The following is a 14,593-nucleotide window of genomic DNA, read 5'->3' as shown; positions in this document are numbered from 1 at the left end:
ATGGATATAAAAGAAAAGAAGATAATTATATATGCTGTTCTTCCACGCCTTTTTGCTAATAGGAACATAAGTCATATCAGAAACGCTACACTGGAACAAAATGGTTGTGGCAAGATGAACGACTTTAGTGTAAAAGCCTTGAACGAGATAAAAAATCTTGGAGCAACGCATATCTGGTACATCGGACTTATAGAACATGCCACAAAGACAAACTATTCACCGTATGGAATTCGGGTCGATCATCCAGCTATTGTAAAAGGGAACGCAGGGTCGCCGTATGCCATAAAAGATTATTACGATATTGATCCGGACTTAGCAGAGAATGTTCCTGAACGAATGAAAGAATTCGAATGTTTAGTACAAAGAACACATGCTGCCGGATTAAAAATGGTGATGGATTTTGTTCCAAATCATGTAGCTCGGCAATATCATTCCGATGTGAAGCCTGAAGGTGTGACCGATTTAGGAGAGAATGATGATACATCGAAAGCGTTCAGCCCACAGAATAACTTCTATTATATACCGGGAGAAAAGTTTCAAGGGAATTTTGATTTGTTTAGCGGATGTCCTAAGCCTTACGAAGAGTTCCCTGCAAAAGCTACGGGGAACGACCAGTTTGCTCCCTGCGTAAATACAACCGACTGGTACGAAACGGTCAAACTAAACTATGGAGTAGATTATATTGATAATCGCTCAAAACATTTCAACCCTATTCCTGATACGTGGAATAAAATGCTGGACATTCTTCTGTTTTGGGGCAGTAAAAAAGTTGACGGATTCCGCTGTGATATGGCTGAAATGGTACCTGTTGAGTTCTGGCATTGGGCTATTCCTCAAGTAAAAGAAAAATATCCTCATATTATTTTCATTGCGGAAATTTATAATCCGGGTGAATATCGCAACTATCTGTTCTACGGAAAGTTCGATTACTTATATGACAAAGTCGGACTATACGACTCTCTTCGTTCCATCACTTGTGGACGAGAATCGTGCACCGTTTTAACCAGTCGCTGGCAAAGTCTGAACGGTATACAAAGTCGGATGCTTAACTTCCTTGAGAATCATGATGAGCAACGCTTGGCTTCCGACTTTTTTGCAGGTAACGGATTCAATGGTATTCCCGCCATGATTATCTCGGCAACCATGAATACCAATCCCATCATGATATACTTTGGTCAGGAGCTTGGCGAAAGAGGCATGGACTCTGAAGGATATAGCGGTCGCGATGGCCGAACTTCTATTTTCGATTACTGGACTGTCAATACCATTTCCCGTTGGTGTAATAAAGGACAGTATAATAACAAGTATTTAAACGAGAATGAAATAAAACTCCGTTCCTTCTATAAGCGTCTGTTGAACATTTGCAATTCAGAAAAAGCCATCCGAGAAGGAGAATTCTTCGATTTGACCTACGCGAATTGCAATGGCTGGACGTACAATGAACATAAACAATTTGCATTCTTACGTAAAAAAGATGATGAACTGCTACTAATAATTGTCAACTTTAAAGAATTCCCTGTCAATATCGGAGTAAACATTCCGAAGCATGCTTTCGATTTCTTTGGAATATTCCCCATGGCCAATATTCAGGCTATTGATTTGCTTTCAAACACGACGGAACATTTGTCGCTTCTTCCGGATAAGACTACACCAATTTCTATAGAAGGAAGAAATGGCAAGATTTTTAAGATAAAGGTCTGAACACTTAAAATATTTTAAGAAAGGAAGATAACTATTGGGGTAAGCTATTAAAGAATGTTACGGAATAGAACTTTTCTATCTAAAAAACTTGCAAATAACAATTATAGCCTTACCTTTGCAATGTGTTTTTCATAGTATTAGATTTAAGGTTAACAAAGGTTGGGATACAGCGGTATCCCTTTTTTTATGTCCTGATAAGATGTAACCATGTCGTTAAGAGCCTATATTAAAAAGTCATTTTGTCAGCTTTTATTACAATTTGTCCGAATAATGAAGTTCTTTTCTCATTCACTTGCGTGAATCATCATAAAAAGAAATTGGCATACCGTTTGCTGTATATTAAGTGAACTCCGAAACCCAAAAGAGCGGAAGAGTTCTAAACATAAATTGATTAATAAACAAATAAAATAGGAGGATACAATTATGATGACACCGAGTAGAAGAAATTACAATGAGAATTGGTTACCAACATTTTTTGATGACTTTTTTGATAATGATTGGATGATTAGATCAAATGCTACAGCTCCGGCAATGAACGTTATTGAAAATGATAACGACTACCAAGTAGAAATTGCTGCTCCGGGTATGAATAAGGATGATTTCAACATTCATTTGGATCAAGACAACAACTTAGTCATTTCTATGGAGAAGAAGACAGAGCATAGAGAAGATAACAAGAATGGTGAGAATGATAAGAAACAACACGGTCGTTACTTACGCTGCGAGTTCTCATATTCAAAATTCCAGCAGACATTAGTTTTGCCTGACAATGTAGACAAGGATAAGATTTGCGCAACAGTCAATGATGGTGTATTGAATATTGAATTGCCAAAGTTAAAACCGGAAGACAAAGCTAAAGCTGTTAAAGTTATCGAAATCAAATAACTAAAGCCACTAAATGATTGAGAAATAGGACAGATTCGTGAGAATTTGTCCTATTTTTATTTTATCTAACAACTAAAACCTTTAACCAATCTTTCAAAAGACCCATATATTGATCTTGAGAGTCAGCGACAAGAATGATAACTTGACTTCCGTCTCTCAGTTTTGGTCCCAAACACATTCCTTCGTAATTGGCTAAATCGTACGAAAGTAAAGATATATCTGTTTTCCATTCATATAAAAGTGTCTTTTGCAAATAAGGAGATGTATCGGATAATGCTATGGTGGAATTGATTTTCTTTTCTTTCAATGGATTCACTACATACAATTTCTCATTTATCCAACTCCCAAAATATCCTTCAACAAAACAAAATTCCCGTTCCAGAACAATCAATCTGCCATCATCCAAAGCAATCATTGCACTGACACCCGTCTGTGAGTTGATGGCTGATTCTTTTGCTATCGGTTTGTCCATCAAATACGCATATTGTCCAATTGGTTGAAGTGTTTCATCAAAAGCCTGAATACGAATACGGTTCTCTGTACGCCGCGTAGAAGTCGCGATTTCTCCATCCTTAGGCAATGGTCCTTCGGTTGATGTCCAGAAACAATGTGTTTCTGCGTTATAAGTCAGCGCCTCAAAGCCTAAGTTTTTCCGAGCTGTTGAAAAAAATTGTGGAACATTTAATTCTCTCCCCGTCAGTGAACCATCCAAATTGTATTCTATAATCTTCTGATCCGATTCTCCCGAAACAAATACAGTATTCGACTTTGGACAATAAGCAATCCCCTCTTCATCTCGATTCGGTTCCCCTGAAGTAAGCAAAGAATCCATCTTCACATTAGTAATTTCTCCGGTAATGGAATCGATGTCTATATTAAAAAGATAGAATCCCGCCAAAGGGCTTTTATCACTCACCACAGCATATTGATTTCCTCTAATATGAGTAATCCCACTGTAATTACCGGCTTTCACCATCTCAGGAAAAGCCTGTTGAGGAAAAGCCCTAACCACTTCAAGTGTCTTTTGTGCATAAGAAAACGCTTGAATACCGACAAAAAGAATCAAAAATATAAGCTGCTTCATCTTTGATCTATGATAAGTATTCACAAAGATAACTCTTTTTCCTTCTTAAGCATACTAATCTTTCACAATTAATGTCCGCATAGCGTTTAAAATACAAAGCACTGTAACGCCAACATCGGCAAATACCGCCATCCACATATTTGCTATACCAAGAGTAGCGAGAACAAGAACCGCAAGTTTTACCCCGATAGCAAAGAATGTATTCTGAAAAGCAATCTGCATTGTTCGTTTTGCTATATAAATTGCTTTAGATATTTTTGAAGGTTTATCATCCATCAGCACAACATCGGCCGCTTCGATGGCCGCATCCGAGCCGAGCGCGCCCATTGCTATTCCTATATCCGCACGAGCCAGAACGGGCGCGTCGTTAATGCCATCACCGACAAAAGCTAACGACTTACCTCGCGGCTTATCTTTTATAAGTTGTTCAATATAAGTAACTTTATCTGCAGGAAGAAGCTCTGCATGATACTCATCCAAATCAAGTTCCGCAGCCACAAATTTACCAACTTCTTCCCTATCTCCGGTTAGCATGACGGTCTTATCCACTCCTTCTTTTTTCAAAGACAAAACAGCATCTTTCGAATCGTCCTTTATTTTATCGGAAACTACAATATGACCGGCATAAACTCCATTGATTGCAACGTGAACAATCGTACCCGCATGAGAACAATCTTTCCACTTAACACCAAGCGATTCCATCATCTTTGTATTGCCTACACAAACAATATCATTATTAATTTTAGCACGAATACCATGCCCGGCTATCTCCTCTACATTCTCAACACTACAGTCATCCGATTCATTCGGATAAGCATGTTTCAAAGAAAGAGCAATAGGATGAGTGGAATAACGCTCAACATGAGCCGCTAAATGAAGCAACTGATTGGGAGTAATCTCATCAGGATGAACAGCTACCACTTCGAACACACCTTTTGTCAGTGTACCTGTCTTATCGAACACCACCACTCCTGTTTTCGACAAAGTCTCTATATAATTCGATCCCTTAATCAAAATACCACTACGTGAAGCACCGCCCAATCCTCCAAAAAAAGTCAATGGAATAGAAATAACAAACGCACACGGACATGAAACAACCAAGAATGTCAATGCCCGATAAAGCCATGTCGGAAAGGCTTCCGAAAAATTACCCGACAATAACGGAGGAAGAAATGCCACTATCACCGCGGCAAATACTACAATCGGAGTGTACACTCCGGCAAATTTGGAAATGAAATTCTCACTTTTCGATTTATGCTCTCCGGCGTTCTCCACAAGATCTAATATCTTCGAAGCCGTAGACTCTCCAAATTCCTTTTCTACTTTTACTTTCAGAACACCATCAATATTCACACAACCGGAAATAATTCCATCGCCTGCTTTTATCTCTCTTGGCACACTCTCACCGGTTAAAGCAATCGTATTCAAATTCGAATTCCCATCCGTCACCACACCATCCAATGGAACTTTCTCGCCCGGCTTAATTAATATGGTCTCTCCTATTTTAACGGTATCGGGACTAACGGTCAACACGTTACCATCTCTCAACACATTGGCGGTATCCGGACGAATATCCATCAAACCGGAAATTGACTTACGACTTTTTCCTTCAGCTATATCCTCGAACAACTCACCAATCTGGAAGAATAACATAACAAACACCGCCTCCGGAAATTCATTGGACGTATCCGGAAAGAAACCGATGCATAATGCGCCAATAGTCGCGACAGACATCAAAAAATCTTCGTCAAATACTTCACCATGACAAATATTCTCAGCCGATTCCATCAACACATCGTATCCGGCAATAAGGTAAGGTACCAAATAAATAAGGAGTAATTGCCAAGTAGGTAAACTTATTAACTTTTCAATGATAACTGCGGTAATCAGTAAAACGGAAGAAATTATAATCCGTACAATCTTTATTTTATGTTCTCTTTCCATACTATTTTATTTTATGTAACAAAGGTATGAAAAGAAAAATGCAACTTAGTTGCAAAGTTAATGATGCCTCAAATTTCTCTTTAACACAATATGCATACCTTGCTTAGCTTTTACCTTTCCGGAGTGACAACTATATCAACTCATATTTCGAAGCATCTCCAAATTGTCTGTTAATCCAGATGGCAAAGAATTTATCGGTCAACGAATAAATCTTATCGACTTCTGTTATTAAATCCTTATCCAACAACTTATTAACAGCCGACTGTACTGAGCTTGAAGATGTTAACCGATGATTTTTGACAAATTCCGCTGAAGTTACATGAGTTGCTTCTCCTTCATTGGCAATGGCATACAAAACTTCTTTCTGCTTTTCCGGAATATTCGAAAGAATCTCCCTATAAACCGTGGCATTCAATTCTATAACCGTATCAATGGCCTTCTGCATTATACCAATAGTGCATGCTGTTCCCTCCGGAGTATTCGCAAAAGTTTCATTAAATGTCTTTTGAATATAGTAAGTATGACCGTTAAACAATTTATATACCTTTTCTACATCATCTTTTTGAATATCACGATGACGATTTTTAAAATGATGGATAATAAACGGAATATATTCTTCCGGAATGATAGCTTTCAATTCCAACATATCCGCGCTATGATAGAATGGGCGGGCTGCCGATGAGAACATTTCTTGCATAAGATGACGCTCACTTCCCGCAAAAATAAAGTTACTGTTAGTCATCTTTTGAATATAAGTCCGCAACAAAGCTTCTATATTCTTTTCCGGATATTTCGCTATCTGCTGGAATTCATCAATCGCTACGATACAAGGTTTATCGGCTTGAGACAAATAACGGAAAATTTCATCCAAAGTATACTCAGGACGATCAATATCTCCTAACTCTACATTAAAGACGGGCATTCCCGAAACAGGATCAAAGCCAAATTTCCCGCTAATCGACCGAATAGTCTGCACAAAAAGCTGAATCATCTTCTTACTTTTGGGTAAAAGCGCTTCATATATTTCTCTTCCCAAAAGATAGGTGAATTCGCGTAAACTTGAAGTATGCAGTATGTCAATAAAAAAAGTATAATATCGCTTACTAATCTCCGGTTTGTCATAACAAAATTGAATTAGTCCGGTCTTCCCCATTCTACGGGGAGAAATAATAACCAGATTATTCCCATTGGTAACAGACTTTATCAAACGAGCAGACTCCTCTGTACGATCGCAGAAATATTCCTGCTCAATTTTTCCTATCACTATAAAAGGATTTCTATTTTTAATCATCACATTTTCTTTTTTACAAATATAATTATTTAATTCGAATTATGCAAATCAAATAATATAATCCATATAATTTAGTTTTATTGTCACCATCATAAAGTCGTTTTACGTGAAAAAACAGATGAATCTTCTGATATATTAGGTGTACCACGTGCGTGAACCATGTGCACCACGTGCGTGAGCAATGTGTACCACGTGCGTGAGCAATGTGTACCACGTGCGTGAGTAATGTGTACCACGTACGTGAATCAGTTTCTTCTCTTGATTATACTTATAACCGCAAAAGATGATAAAAGAAGAGAATCGATAAGACACCGACTCTCTTCCCACTCGTTTTAAATAGATACAAAATAACTTTTCCACTTAACGATAACAACTTAAGTTTCCACCGTTATTCTGCAAAAGGGAATAACATTTCACCGGTAAATATATAATATTATCACTCACTTTATTCTATTCATAAGAAATAATGTGACTTATTAACGCCCATTATGTAAATAATGATTATTAGTGCTATCGGTTTGTTAAATCAAGATAATACATTACCTTTGCCTGAAAATCAATTAAATATGGAAAAACAATTAGAATTCAACCTACATAATAAAGAAGAGTTTCCTCCCATGCATACTACCGAGCACATTGTTAACAGAACAATGATGAACTTGTTCCATTGCGGTCGTTCGGTTGAAGCACATATCGAGAGAAAAAAAAGCAAACTGGACTATGCGCTGAAAGAAGAGCCGACAGCCGTCCAAATACAGCAGATAGAAGACGCAGTAAACGAAGTCATCAGCCGCCATCTTCCGGTCACTATGGAGTACATCACACAAGAAGAAGCGGTCGGACGTTTCGATATGGAACGTCTTCCGGATGACGCGTCTGAAAATGTGCGCGTAGTGCATGTAGGTGATTATGACGAATGCCTGTGTATAGGGAAACACGTGGAAAACACCTCCGAGATTGGCACATTCAAAATAATCAGTCATAGTTACGAAAACGGTATTCTCCGTCTTCGCTTTAAGCTTATAACAAACGAACAAGCCAAATGAAATTCTTTATCTTCATTTTATTAGCATTAACGGTACTGATGTGGCTCCGTTATTACTCTATTCGCTTAATGCGGAAAGGTCATAAAAAGACACATAGAAAAAACATTAAATAAACAGGTAGCTAATTTCTTGCCTCTCTTTAATGAATTGTTTTTCGATAGACGAATTGTAAATAACAAAAGCCGTGTATCATTACTTCTCTGTAAATGAATACACGGCTTTTTGAAACACTAATGATAGATTAACTGTTTTTCCTCATTAAGAAATCGATGATTTCCAACGCTTTCTCTGCGTTCATCATGTCAAGCTTTTTATCGTGTACAAACATCTTTATCTCCTCTTTCCTTTCGGGAAAAGCCTTATAAACGCTTTTCAAAGAAGTAAGAGCGTATTGTTTGTCGCCTATATTAAAATAGTATGTATTATTGTTTTTTTGCTTCCATACATCAAAATCGGCATTCCATGAGTCATACTGCGCAGCCTCCATACCTGCATTCATATTCTGCCCGTTTTGCGCTCCCGCAAAGTCAACAGCCCTTAGTTTTTGCACGTGAGCCTGGGTTGTCATGCCTAAAGCGCCTTTTTGCCCCTTATATACATTCTTCATGACCCAACCAATAAGTATTTTGTTTCCATTCTCACGCTGTATAACCTCACAAAACTGTTGGTTGTGATACACCCATGTTCTTCCGCCTGTGTATATTGTATCGACCGTTTGCGGATTGATTAGCTCCATCATTTGGTCATCTTGCATGTATAACATCTTCTTATTGGAAGCATCGTAGTTGAGCATGACAACAAATTTTGCCTTGTTCTTATAAACTATCTTGCTCTTTATAAACTCTGGGAAGAAATAAATTCTTTTCTGTTGTGCCATTGTCGAAGAACAGAGAAAGACGAAAAGAATAAAGAGTATTTTGCGCATGACATATTATCTTTAAATAGTGACAAGCAACTATTACAGCTGCCTGTCACATAATTTTATTTATATTAATCAAGAGAAGATTTATTCTCCCTTTGGAGTTCCCCACTGCGGTGCATTCTTGTCTTGCCACAAACGCTCTGTGTTGAGCGCTGTACCCTTATTGTTGAATGCGGATCCTGAGTTATTAGTGCCCAGTGTGTTGAATCCTTGCTGTTTATAAGCCTCCATCTTGTTATCGAACATGAGGTCGGTCGGTGATGGTGAAGCAATCTCGAAACGACGTGGGATAGCCTCTAATACCACTTCATCGAACTTAACAAACGGTAACAAATCAGATCCAATCTTCGGATAACCGGATCGACGAGATGTAACAAACTGATCATCCGGTAACAAAGAGAAGTGGACAAGCTGCTGTAAGTAAACCTTCTCAAGCTGTTCTTCCTTGCTTCCTGTTAGCTTTATAGCAGGTGTAGCCATCATCACATCAAGCTCATCTTTCTGTAAATCGATTGGCTTTTCATTTGGATCATAGCCATAAGTCTCACCATAGTAAGGAATCTTATTGTTCTTTGCCAATGCGTCATACTCCTGCACAGAGAGCTGAACACCTTTGTTGTAGTATTCCTCTGCCGATTTTGGAAGGTCAGCGCCTAAGAGTTTAAACTCCGCAAGATAGAGATTTACCTCGGCAGAAGTGAGATACATGGTGTAAAGAGGATTGTCCTCCGTGTCTTGTATAACCTTTTCCTTGCCCACAGTTGGCAAAGTGAAGTCTTCACGACCTTTCTTCATTTCAGGTGTTTGATAAGAGAATGGATAATAATCCTTCACTCCATCGCCTGCCGGAAGCTGATAATCGTTACCATACTTAAAGAATTGCTTGTACTCATCTTTAAGATGTCCGTCGTAAACAACAGGGAGTCCTTGATAGCGTACCCATGGTTCGCCCATGCCACCCCATTCTTTAAAGTTACCTTTCTCATCGAGTACCACTACATCTTTAATACACTGTGGAAGTTTATCGAATGTCTTGTTGTCGATGAAGCCTTGAATAACCTTCGAGTTAAGGCTGTTTTTAGTATAGATGAAACGTACTCGTGGATCTTTACAAGCAAGGAAATAATTGAGAACGTTCTGGCTTAGACCAGGAGTAGCAAGACCGTTTCCTGTACCGTAAACGTAGTCATTATTGGAATCACTGCCTGCTTTAACAGCCTTACAGAACAACATGTCGTCTGAAAGTTCATCCAAGTAACCAACATTATCGACTACCACTGCCTTAGCGATTTCCAAAGCCTTAGCTTGGTCATTGTTGTATAGACGTACAGCAATCTTCAGTTTGAGAGAGTTTGCAAGCTTAGCCCACTTCTTCCAATCACCGTTATAGATCTGATCTTCGCGCGGCGTTGATTCCGAATTAGCGTCTGTGAAATACTTCACAGCTTGGTCAAGCTCCTCGAGAAACACCTTGTAAAGCTCTTCTACCGTGTTATACTTTGGAGTTGTAATACCATTGTCGTACTGACAAGCCTCTGTATAAGGCAGCGAACCATACATATCACTGTCGAATAAACCAAGATAAACAGTGAGTACAGTACATGCTGCTTCGTAGCCACGTTGTGTCTCATCACCGGTTTTATCAATAAATTTGCGGATTTCATTACGGCATCTCAGCGTCTCAAGATACTGCGACCCCTGACCTCCGGACTCTCTCATCTCGGTGAAAGACTCACTGTAGCTGCCTGTCGGAGTTGCCATCTGGTCCCAACGAGTCAGATAATTTACGTTGTAGAACCACAACAGATAGTCGTTAGGTTGAAATTTCATTACCGCCTGAGCCATAAGTCCCTTAGGATCGGTAACGGTTACGTTTGCAGGGTCCTTGTTTATGTCCTTATAGTCGTCAGCACAACTTATCAAGGTCAAGGCAGTTGCAAATGCAGATGCGAATAATATTTTATTGAATTTCATATTCATTTTTCTTTTTGAAAAGTTGATAGTCATTTGATTAGAATGTAGCATTCAATGTGAACGTGAAGTTGGTGGTTACACCTGAGAACTGACGAACACGGAACTCCGCGGCTGTTGTTCCTGCCACTGCCTCCGGGTTTTCTCTGTTAGGCATAGAGTTGAGCAGGTAACCCAAGTTATGCGCTGCCGCTGTCAGGCTAAGGTTTCTTGCGCCGATCTTAGAAGCGAGACTCTTATTGAAAGCATACGATAATGAGAGGTCACGGAATGCTATGTAGTTGAGATTAACAAACCAATTGTCGTTTACAACACCTTGTCCCCATGAGTTAGTGAAGTACATATAAGAACTTGCATGTGTTGGTTCGATTACACCTTTCTTATATAGTTCCGCATAAGTTTCACCATTTGGAGAAACCGCGCCTTTAGTAACTGTATAAGTAGAACCATCATGCTGATTGATAACAGTACCTGTGCTTAAGACACCATTAGGTATTACACCATCGTTATAAGTCTTTCCATCCCACTTAGATGTCCATGTCACACCACCATTAGCTGCGTCTCTGCCTGCCAAAGACTTCTTTGTGTAGCCATAAGCAGTACCATAGTGTGAAGGATAAGATGCCACTTTGCCGCCAAAACGCATATCGAAACTTGCGCGGAGAGTAATGTTCTTATAACGGAACGCTGTATTCACAGAACCCAAGAACTTAGGCATCATGGTACCGATTTCCTCTACCTTGCCTGCACGTTGTACGAAAGCCATGCGACGTCCATTAGAATACTGAAGAACAGGAAGGCCCGAACCACCGGTGATATTGCCATTATCGTCGTATGTGTAGTCTCTCTTTGGAGCGGCGTCAGACATAAGCAGACCATATTCACCACCGACTTTAGCCACCGAACCAACACGATAGTTACCGTAATCCGGCGATCCTGCCAATACGATATAGTTGGCTACGAGGTCAGAAAGCTCAACAATCTTCGACTTGTTCTTAGTGTATGTGAAGTTCAAATCCCAGGAGAAGTCCTTTGTTTCAACCGGTGTGGTGTTGAGAGCAACCTCTATACCTTGGTTTTGAATGTTACCTGCGTTGATCAAAGCCTGTTTAAAACCAGACACACTTGGTATATCTACGCTCATAATCTGGTTCTTTGTATTCTCCTTATAATATGTAAAGTCGAGACCGACGCGATTGTTCAGGAATCTCCAATCCAAACCTACCTCCCATGAAGTTTTACGTTCCGGTTTTAAATCTTTAGAGTATGTCTTATCAGGAAGCGCTGTTGTATAGAATGAAGTATTGCCAACGCCTGTATAAGAAGCAAGGCTGTAAGCTGAGTTAATGTAGTATGCTTCCGTATCGTTACCTACTTGTGCCCAAGAAGCACGTACTTTTGCGAATGAAATCCAACTTGGAAGCTTGTCGCGGAAAGTCTCATGGATGAGCCAAGAAGCCCCTACCGATGGATAGAAATATGAGTAATTTCCATGTCCGTCAGAGTAAACGAGAGATGAAGACCAGTCATTGCGTCCTGTGATATCGAGGTAAAGTTGGTCTTTCCAGCTGAATGAAGCCTGTGCGGCAACAGACTGTATGGTCTTCGTTCCGCTAACTCCTGCTGAAGTTTTATAGCCTTTTGAACCGTTAGCAAGGAAGTACTGGTTAGGCATAATTAGGTCTCCTTCAGTTTTGGTGCTTATTGCGCTGTAACGGTTATGGAATATTTCGTAGCGTAGGAATCCGTTAAAGTGAAAGTCCTCATTGATGTCTGTGTCGAACATAAGGTTGGAGTTGAGATTTGTTTGCTCTTTTGTTGAAGAGCCGATCTCATACGAACCGCCTTGATTACGATAGCCTGTACCCGGTACTTTCGATTCTGCGTTAACATAATAGTAGTTAAGGCTTCCCTCTGTAATCCACTTCATCCAAGGAGTAAGTTGCGCTGTAAGTTTGAGGTTAGGGCGTACAACAGTTTCTTTCTGTTTATACTCGTTCTCCCAAATGTTCCACCACACACCGCGCCCCGGTACATACGCGTATTTGTCGCCATAGGCTACAGCAGCCAAACCACCATGTTCACCTTTATATTTATCGCGGTAATACTTTGCGTCGTAGGTTCTGTCCCATGTTCCATCGATAAAGTTTTCACCGATGTTAGGCTGTGCATTACGTGGAGTAGAGTTGGTAAAAGTAACTCCAGCCTCAAGTTCCACATCCTTGGAAATCTTGTGCGATGCCTTAGCAAGCAAAGAGAAACGGTCGAAACTGTTATTTGGCAATGTACCGTTAGAATGCTTATACGACAGAGAAGTATAGAACGTAGTTCTTTCATTACCTCCACTTACCGCTACGTTAGTATTGGTATTGAATCCTGTTTGGTAAGCATCTTTGAAGTTATTCTTATAAGCGCGAGAGTTGATTATAGATCCGTCCCACCACTCAAGACCGTCAAAGTTATCAGCTAACCATGAAAACGAAGGGCCGAAAGAGACTCCTGTTCCGCCAAAAGTTAAAAGCTTCTTATACGAAGGACGTACTTTTGAGTTGGGGTCGTTAGGATCTGTTGGCACGCCCCAGAACATATCATAGCTGTCATACGGATTTGATCCGGGTAAAAATCCCGAGAATAAACCCTCAGCATAATCATTCTGCAAGTCAGGCTGGCCTGTCACGCAGTCGAAACCAAGTGTCTGAGAAAAACTGATACCCAGTCCTTGCTTGCTCTTACCGCTCTTTGTGGTGATTACCACAGCACCATTCAAGCCGCGTGAGCCATAAAGCGCAGTAGCTGCCGCGCCTTTAAGAACGGAGACAGTCTCAAAATCGTCAGGGTTAAGATTCTTTAGTTCGTTACCATAATTTTGACCTCCTGATCCCCAGTCAGCATCATTCTCCACAATGGCATTGTCAAGTATGATTCCGTCAATCACGTAAATAGGCTGGTTGTTCTTTCCAAGAGTAGAGGCACCACGTATTAATATCTTTGAAGCACCGAACATACCGCCGTCTGATGCACTAATGTCTACACCGGCAACCTTACCTTGCAGTGCCAGCACAGGATTGATCAGATTGGCGTCAAGTTCATCTCCTTTAAGCTCAGTAGCGGCATATCCCAGAGCCTTAGAAGATCTTTTTATACCCAAAGCAGTAACAACCACTTCGTCAATAACCTTAGAATCATCTTGCATAGTCACGAAGTAGTTTTGTTGAGTACCTATTGTTATCTCTTGAGTAACGTATCCCATATAGGATATAACAACGATACTTCCAGTCGGTACATCAAGTGTGAAGTTACCATCTATATCGGTTATTGTTCCGTTAGATGTTCCTTTCTGCATCACAGTTGCGCCTATTACAGGGGCACCGGATGCGTCTATTACTGTACCAGTAATTTTCTTTGTCTGTTGTGCTTGTACATTCACATCAGGAATTGCCGCAAACGCAACATTTCCAAATGAGAGCATGAACAAAGCAACTGTTCCTGTCAGAATTTCTTTAGATAGAATTTTCTTCCACCAAGATTTGCTTCTCTCCATAAACAAAAGTTATAAAATGTACTGGGAGTATTTATTTCAGCATTATAAGGCACTCCCACATTACACCTTAATATGCTTTTTAGGCGTAATGGACATTTGGTAGGCTGAAACCTCTCAAATGTCCTTTATTCATTACCTTTGCAGCATTTGAAAGCTTATGAATAAAAAAACTGTATATTCTGTAACAGTTCAAATGTTAAAAAGAATG

Annotated in this window: 10 protein-coding genes; 3 read left to right on the top strand and 7 right to left on the bottom strand. The window is 39.8% G+C overall.

Annotation, left to right across the window (positions count from 1 at the left end; all coding sequences use genetic code 11):
- Positions 1-1,701, top strand: a complete 1,701-nt coding sequence (locus LO761_RS06940; protein WP_272817559.1) for an alpha-amylase family protein — start codon at positions 1-3, stop codon at positions 1,699-1,701.
- Positions 1,702-2,127: 426 nt separating this feature from the next.
- Positions 2,128-2,586, top strand: coding sequence for an Hsp20/alpha crystallin family protein (locus tag LO761_RS06935; RefSeq protein ID WP_272817625.1), 459 nt, complete (start codon positions 2,128-2,130; stop codon positions 2,584-2,586).
- A 61-nt stretch (positions 2,587-2,647) separates the two neighbouring features.
- On the opposite strand, the gene LO761_RS06930 is transcribed toward LO761_RS06935, so the two are convergent.
- From LO761_RS06930 to LO761_RS06915, 4 genes are all read right to left on the bottom strand, one after another.
- Entirely contained in the window at positions 2,648-3,670 is a 1,023-nt protein-coding gene (locus tag LO761_RS06930; RefSeq protein WP_272817558.1) for an esterase-like activity of phytase family protein, read from the bottom strand.
- A 54-nt stretch (positions 3,671-3,724) separates the two neighbouring features.
- A complete protein-coding gene (locus tag LO761_RS06925; RefSeq protein ID WP_272817557.1) occupies positions 3,725-5,614 on the bottom strand; it encodes a heavy metal translocating P-type ATPase in 1,890 nt (629 codons plus the stop codon).
- 130 nt (positions 5,615-5,744) lie between these two features.
- Complete coding sequence (locus tag LO761_RS06920; RefSeq protein WP_272817556.1) at positions 5,745-6,905, bottom strand: AAA family ATPase; 1,161 nt, start codon at positions 6,903-6,905, stop codon at positions 5,745-5,747.
- A gap of 135 nt (positions 6,906-7,040) precedes the next feature.
- A complete protein-coding gene (locus LO761_RS06915; RefSeq protein WP_272817555.1) occupies positions 7,041-7,265 on the bottom strand; it encodes a hypothetical protein in 225 nt (74 codons plus the stop codon).
- A gap of 206 nt (positions 7,266-7,471) precedes the next feature.
- Between LO761_RS06915 and LO761_RS06910 the strand changes: the two genes are divergently transcribed.
- Positions 7,472-7,951: an alanyl-tRNA editing protein gene (locus tag LO761_RS06910; protein WP_272817554.1), complete on the top strand. Its 480-nt coding sequence runs from the start codon at positions 7,472-7,474 to the stop codon at positions 7,949-7,951.
- A gap of 241 nt (positions 7,952-8,192) precedes the next feature.
- On the opposite strand, the gene LO761_RS06905 is transcribed toward LO761_RS06910, so the two are convergent.
- The 3 genes from LO761_RS06905 to LO761_RS06895 form a co-directional block, all read right to left on the bottom strand.
- Positions 8,193-8,876, bottom strand: a complete 684-nt coding sequence (locus tag LO761_RS06905) for a hypothetical protein (RefSeq protein ID WP_272817553.1) — start codon at positions 8,874-8,876, stop codon at positions 8,193-8,195.
- 81 nt (positions 8,877-8,957) lie between these two features.
- Positions 8,958-10,847: a SusD/RagB family nutrient-binding outer membrane lipoprotein gene (locus tag LO761_RS06900; RefSeq protein WP_272817552.1), complete on the bottom strand. Its 1,890-nt coding sequence runs from the start codon at positions 10,845-10,847 to the stop codon at positions 8,958-8,960.
- A gap of 37 nt (positions 10,848-10,884) precedes the next feature.
- Positions 10,885-14,385, bottom strand: a complete 3,501-nt coding sequence (locus tag LO761_RS06895; RefSeq protein WP_272817551.1) for a SusC/RagA family TonB-linked outer membrane protein — start codon at positions 14,383-14,385, stop codon at positions 10,885-10,887.
- Positions 14,386-14,593 lie beyond the last annotated feature (208 nt).

This window comes from Phocaeicola oris (genome assembly GCF_021295095.1).
Lineage (GTDB): Bacteria > Bacteroidota > Bacteroidia > Bacteroidales > Bacteroidaceae > Phocaeicola > Phocaeicola oris.
The sequence above is the reverse complement of the archived record's forward strand: the minus strand, read 5'-3'. Positions and strand labels throughout refer to the sequence as shown.

Excerpts from the sequence above, each read along its gene's own strand:
- LO761_RS06940 (WP_272817559.1), top strand. The coding sequence starts at position 1 with ATGGATATAAAAGAAAAGAAGATAATTATATATGCTGTTCTTCCACGC.
- LO761_RS06935 (WP_272817625.1), top strand. The coding sequence starts at position 2,128 with ATGACACCGAGTAGAAGAAATTACAATGAGAATTGGTTACCAACATTT.
- LO761_RS06930 (WP_272817558.1), bottom strand. The coding sequence starts at position 3,670 with ATGAAGCAGCTTATATTTTTGATTCTTTTTGTCGGTATTCAAGCGTTT.
- LO761_RS06925 (WP_272817557.1), bottom strand. The coding sequence starts at position 5,614 with ATGGAAAGAGAACATAAAATAAAGATTGTACGGATTATAATTTCTTCC.
- LO761_RS06920 (WP_272817556.1), bottom strand. The coding sequence starts at position 6,905 with ATGATTAAAAATAGAAATCCTTTTATAGTGATAGGAAAAATTGAGCAG.
- LO761_RS06910 (WP_272817554.1), top strand. The coding sequence starts at position 7,472 with ATGGAAAAACAATTAGAATTCAACCTACATAATAAAGAAGAGTTTCCT.
- LO761_RS06905 (WP_272817553.1), bottom strand. The coding sequence starts at position 8,876 with ATGCGCAAAATACTCTTTATTCTTTTCGTCTTTCTCTGTTCTTCGACA.
- LO761_RS06900 (WP_272817552.1), bottom strand. The coding sequence starts at position 10,847 with ATGAAATTCAATAAAATATTATTCGCATCTGCATTTGCAACTGCCTTG.
- LO761_RS06895 (WP_272817551.1), bottom strand. The coding sequence starts at position 14,385 with ATGGAGAGAAGCAAATCTTGGTGGAAGAAAATTCTATCTAAAGAAATT.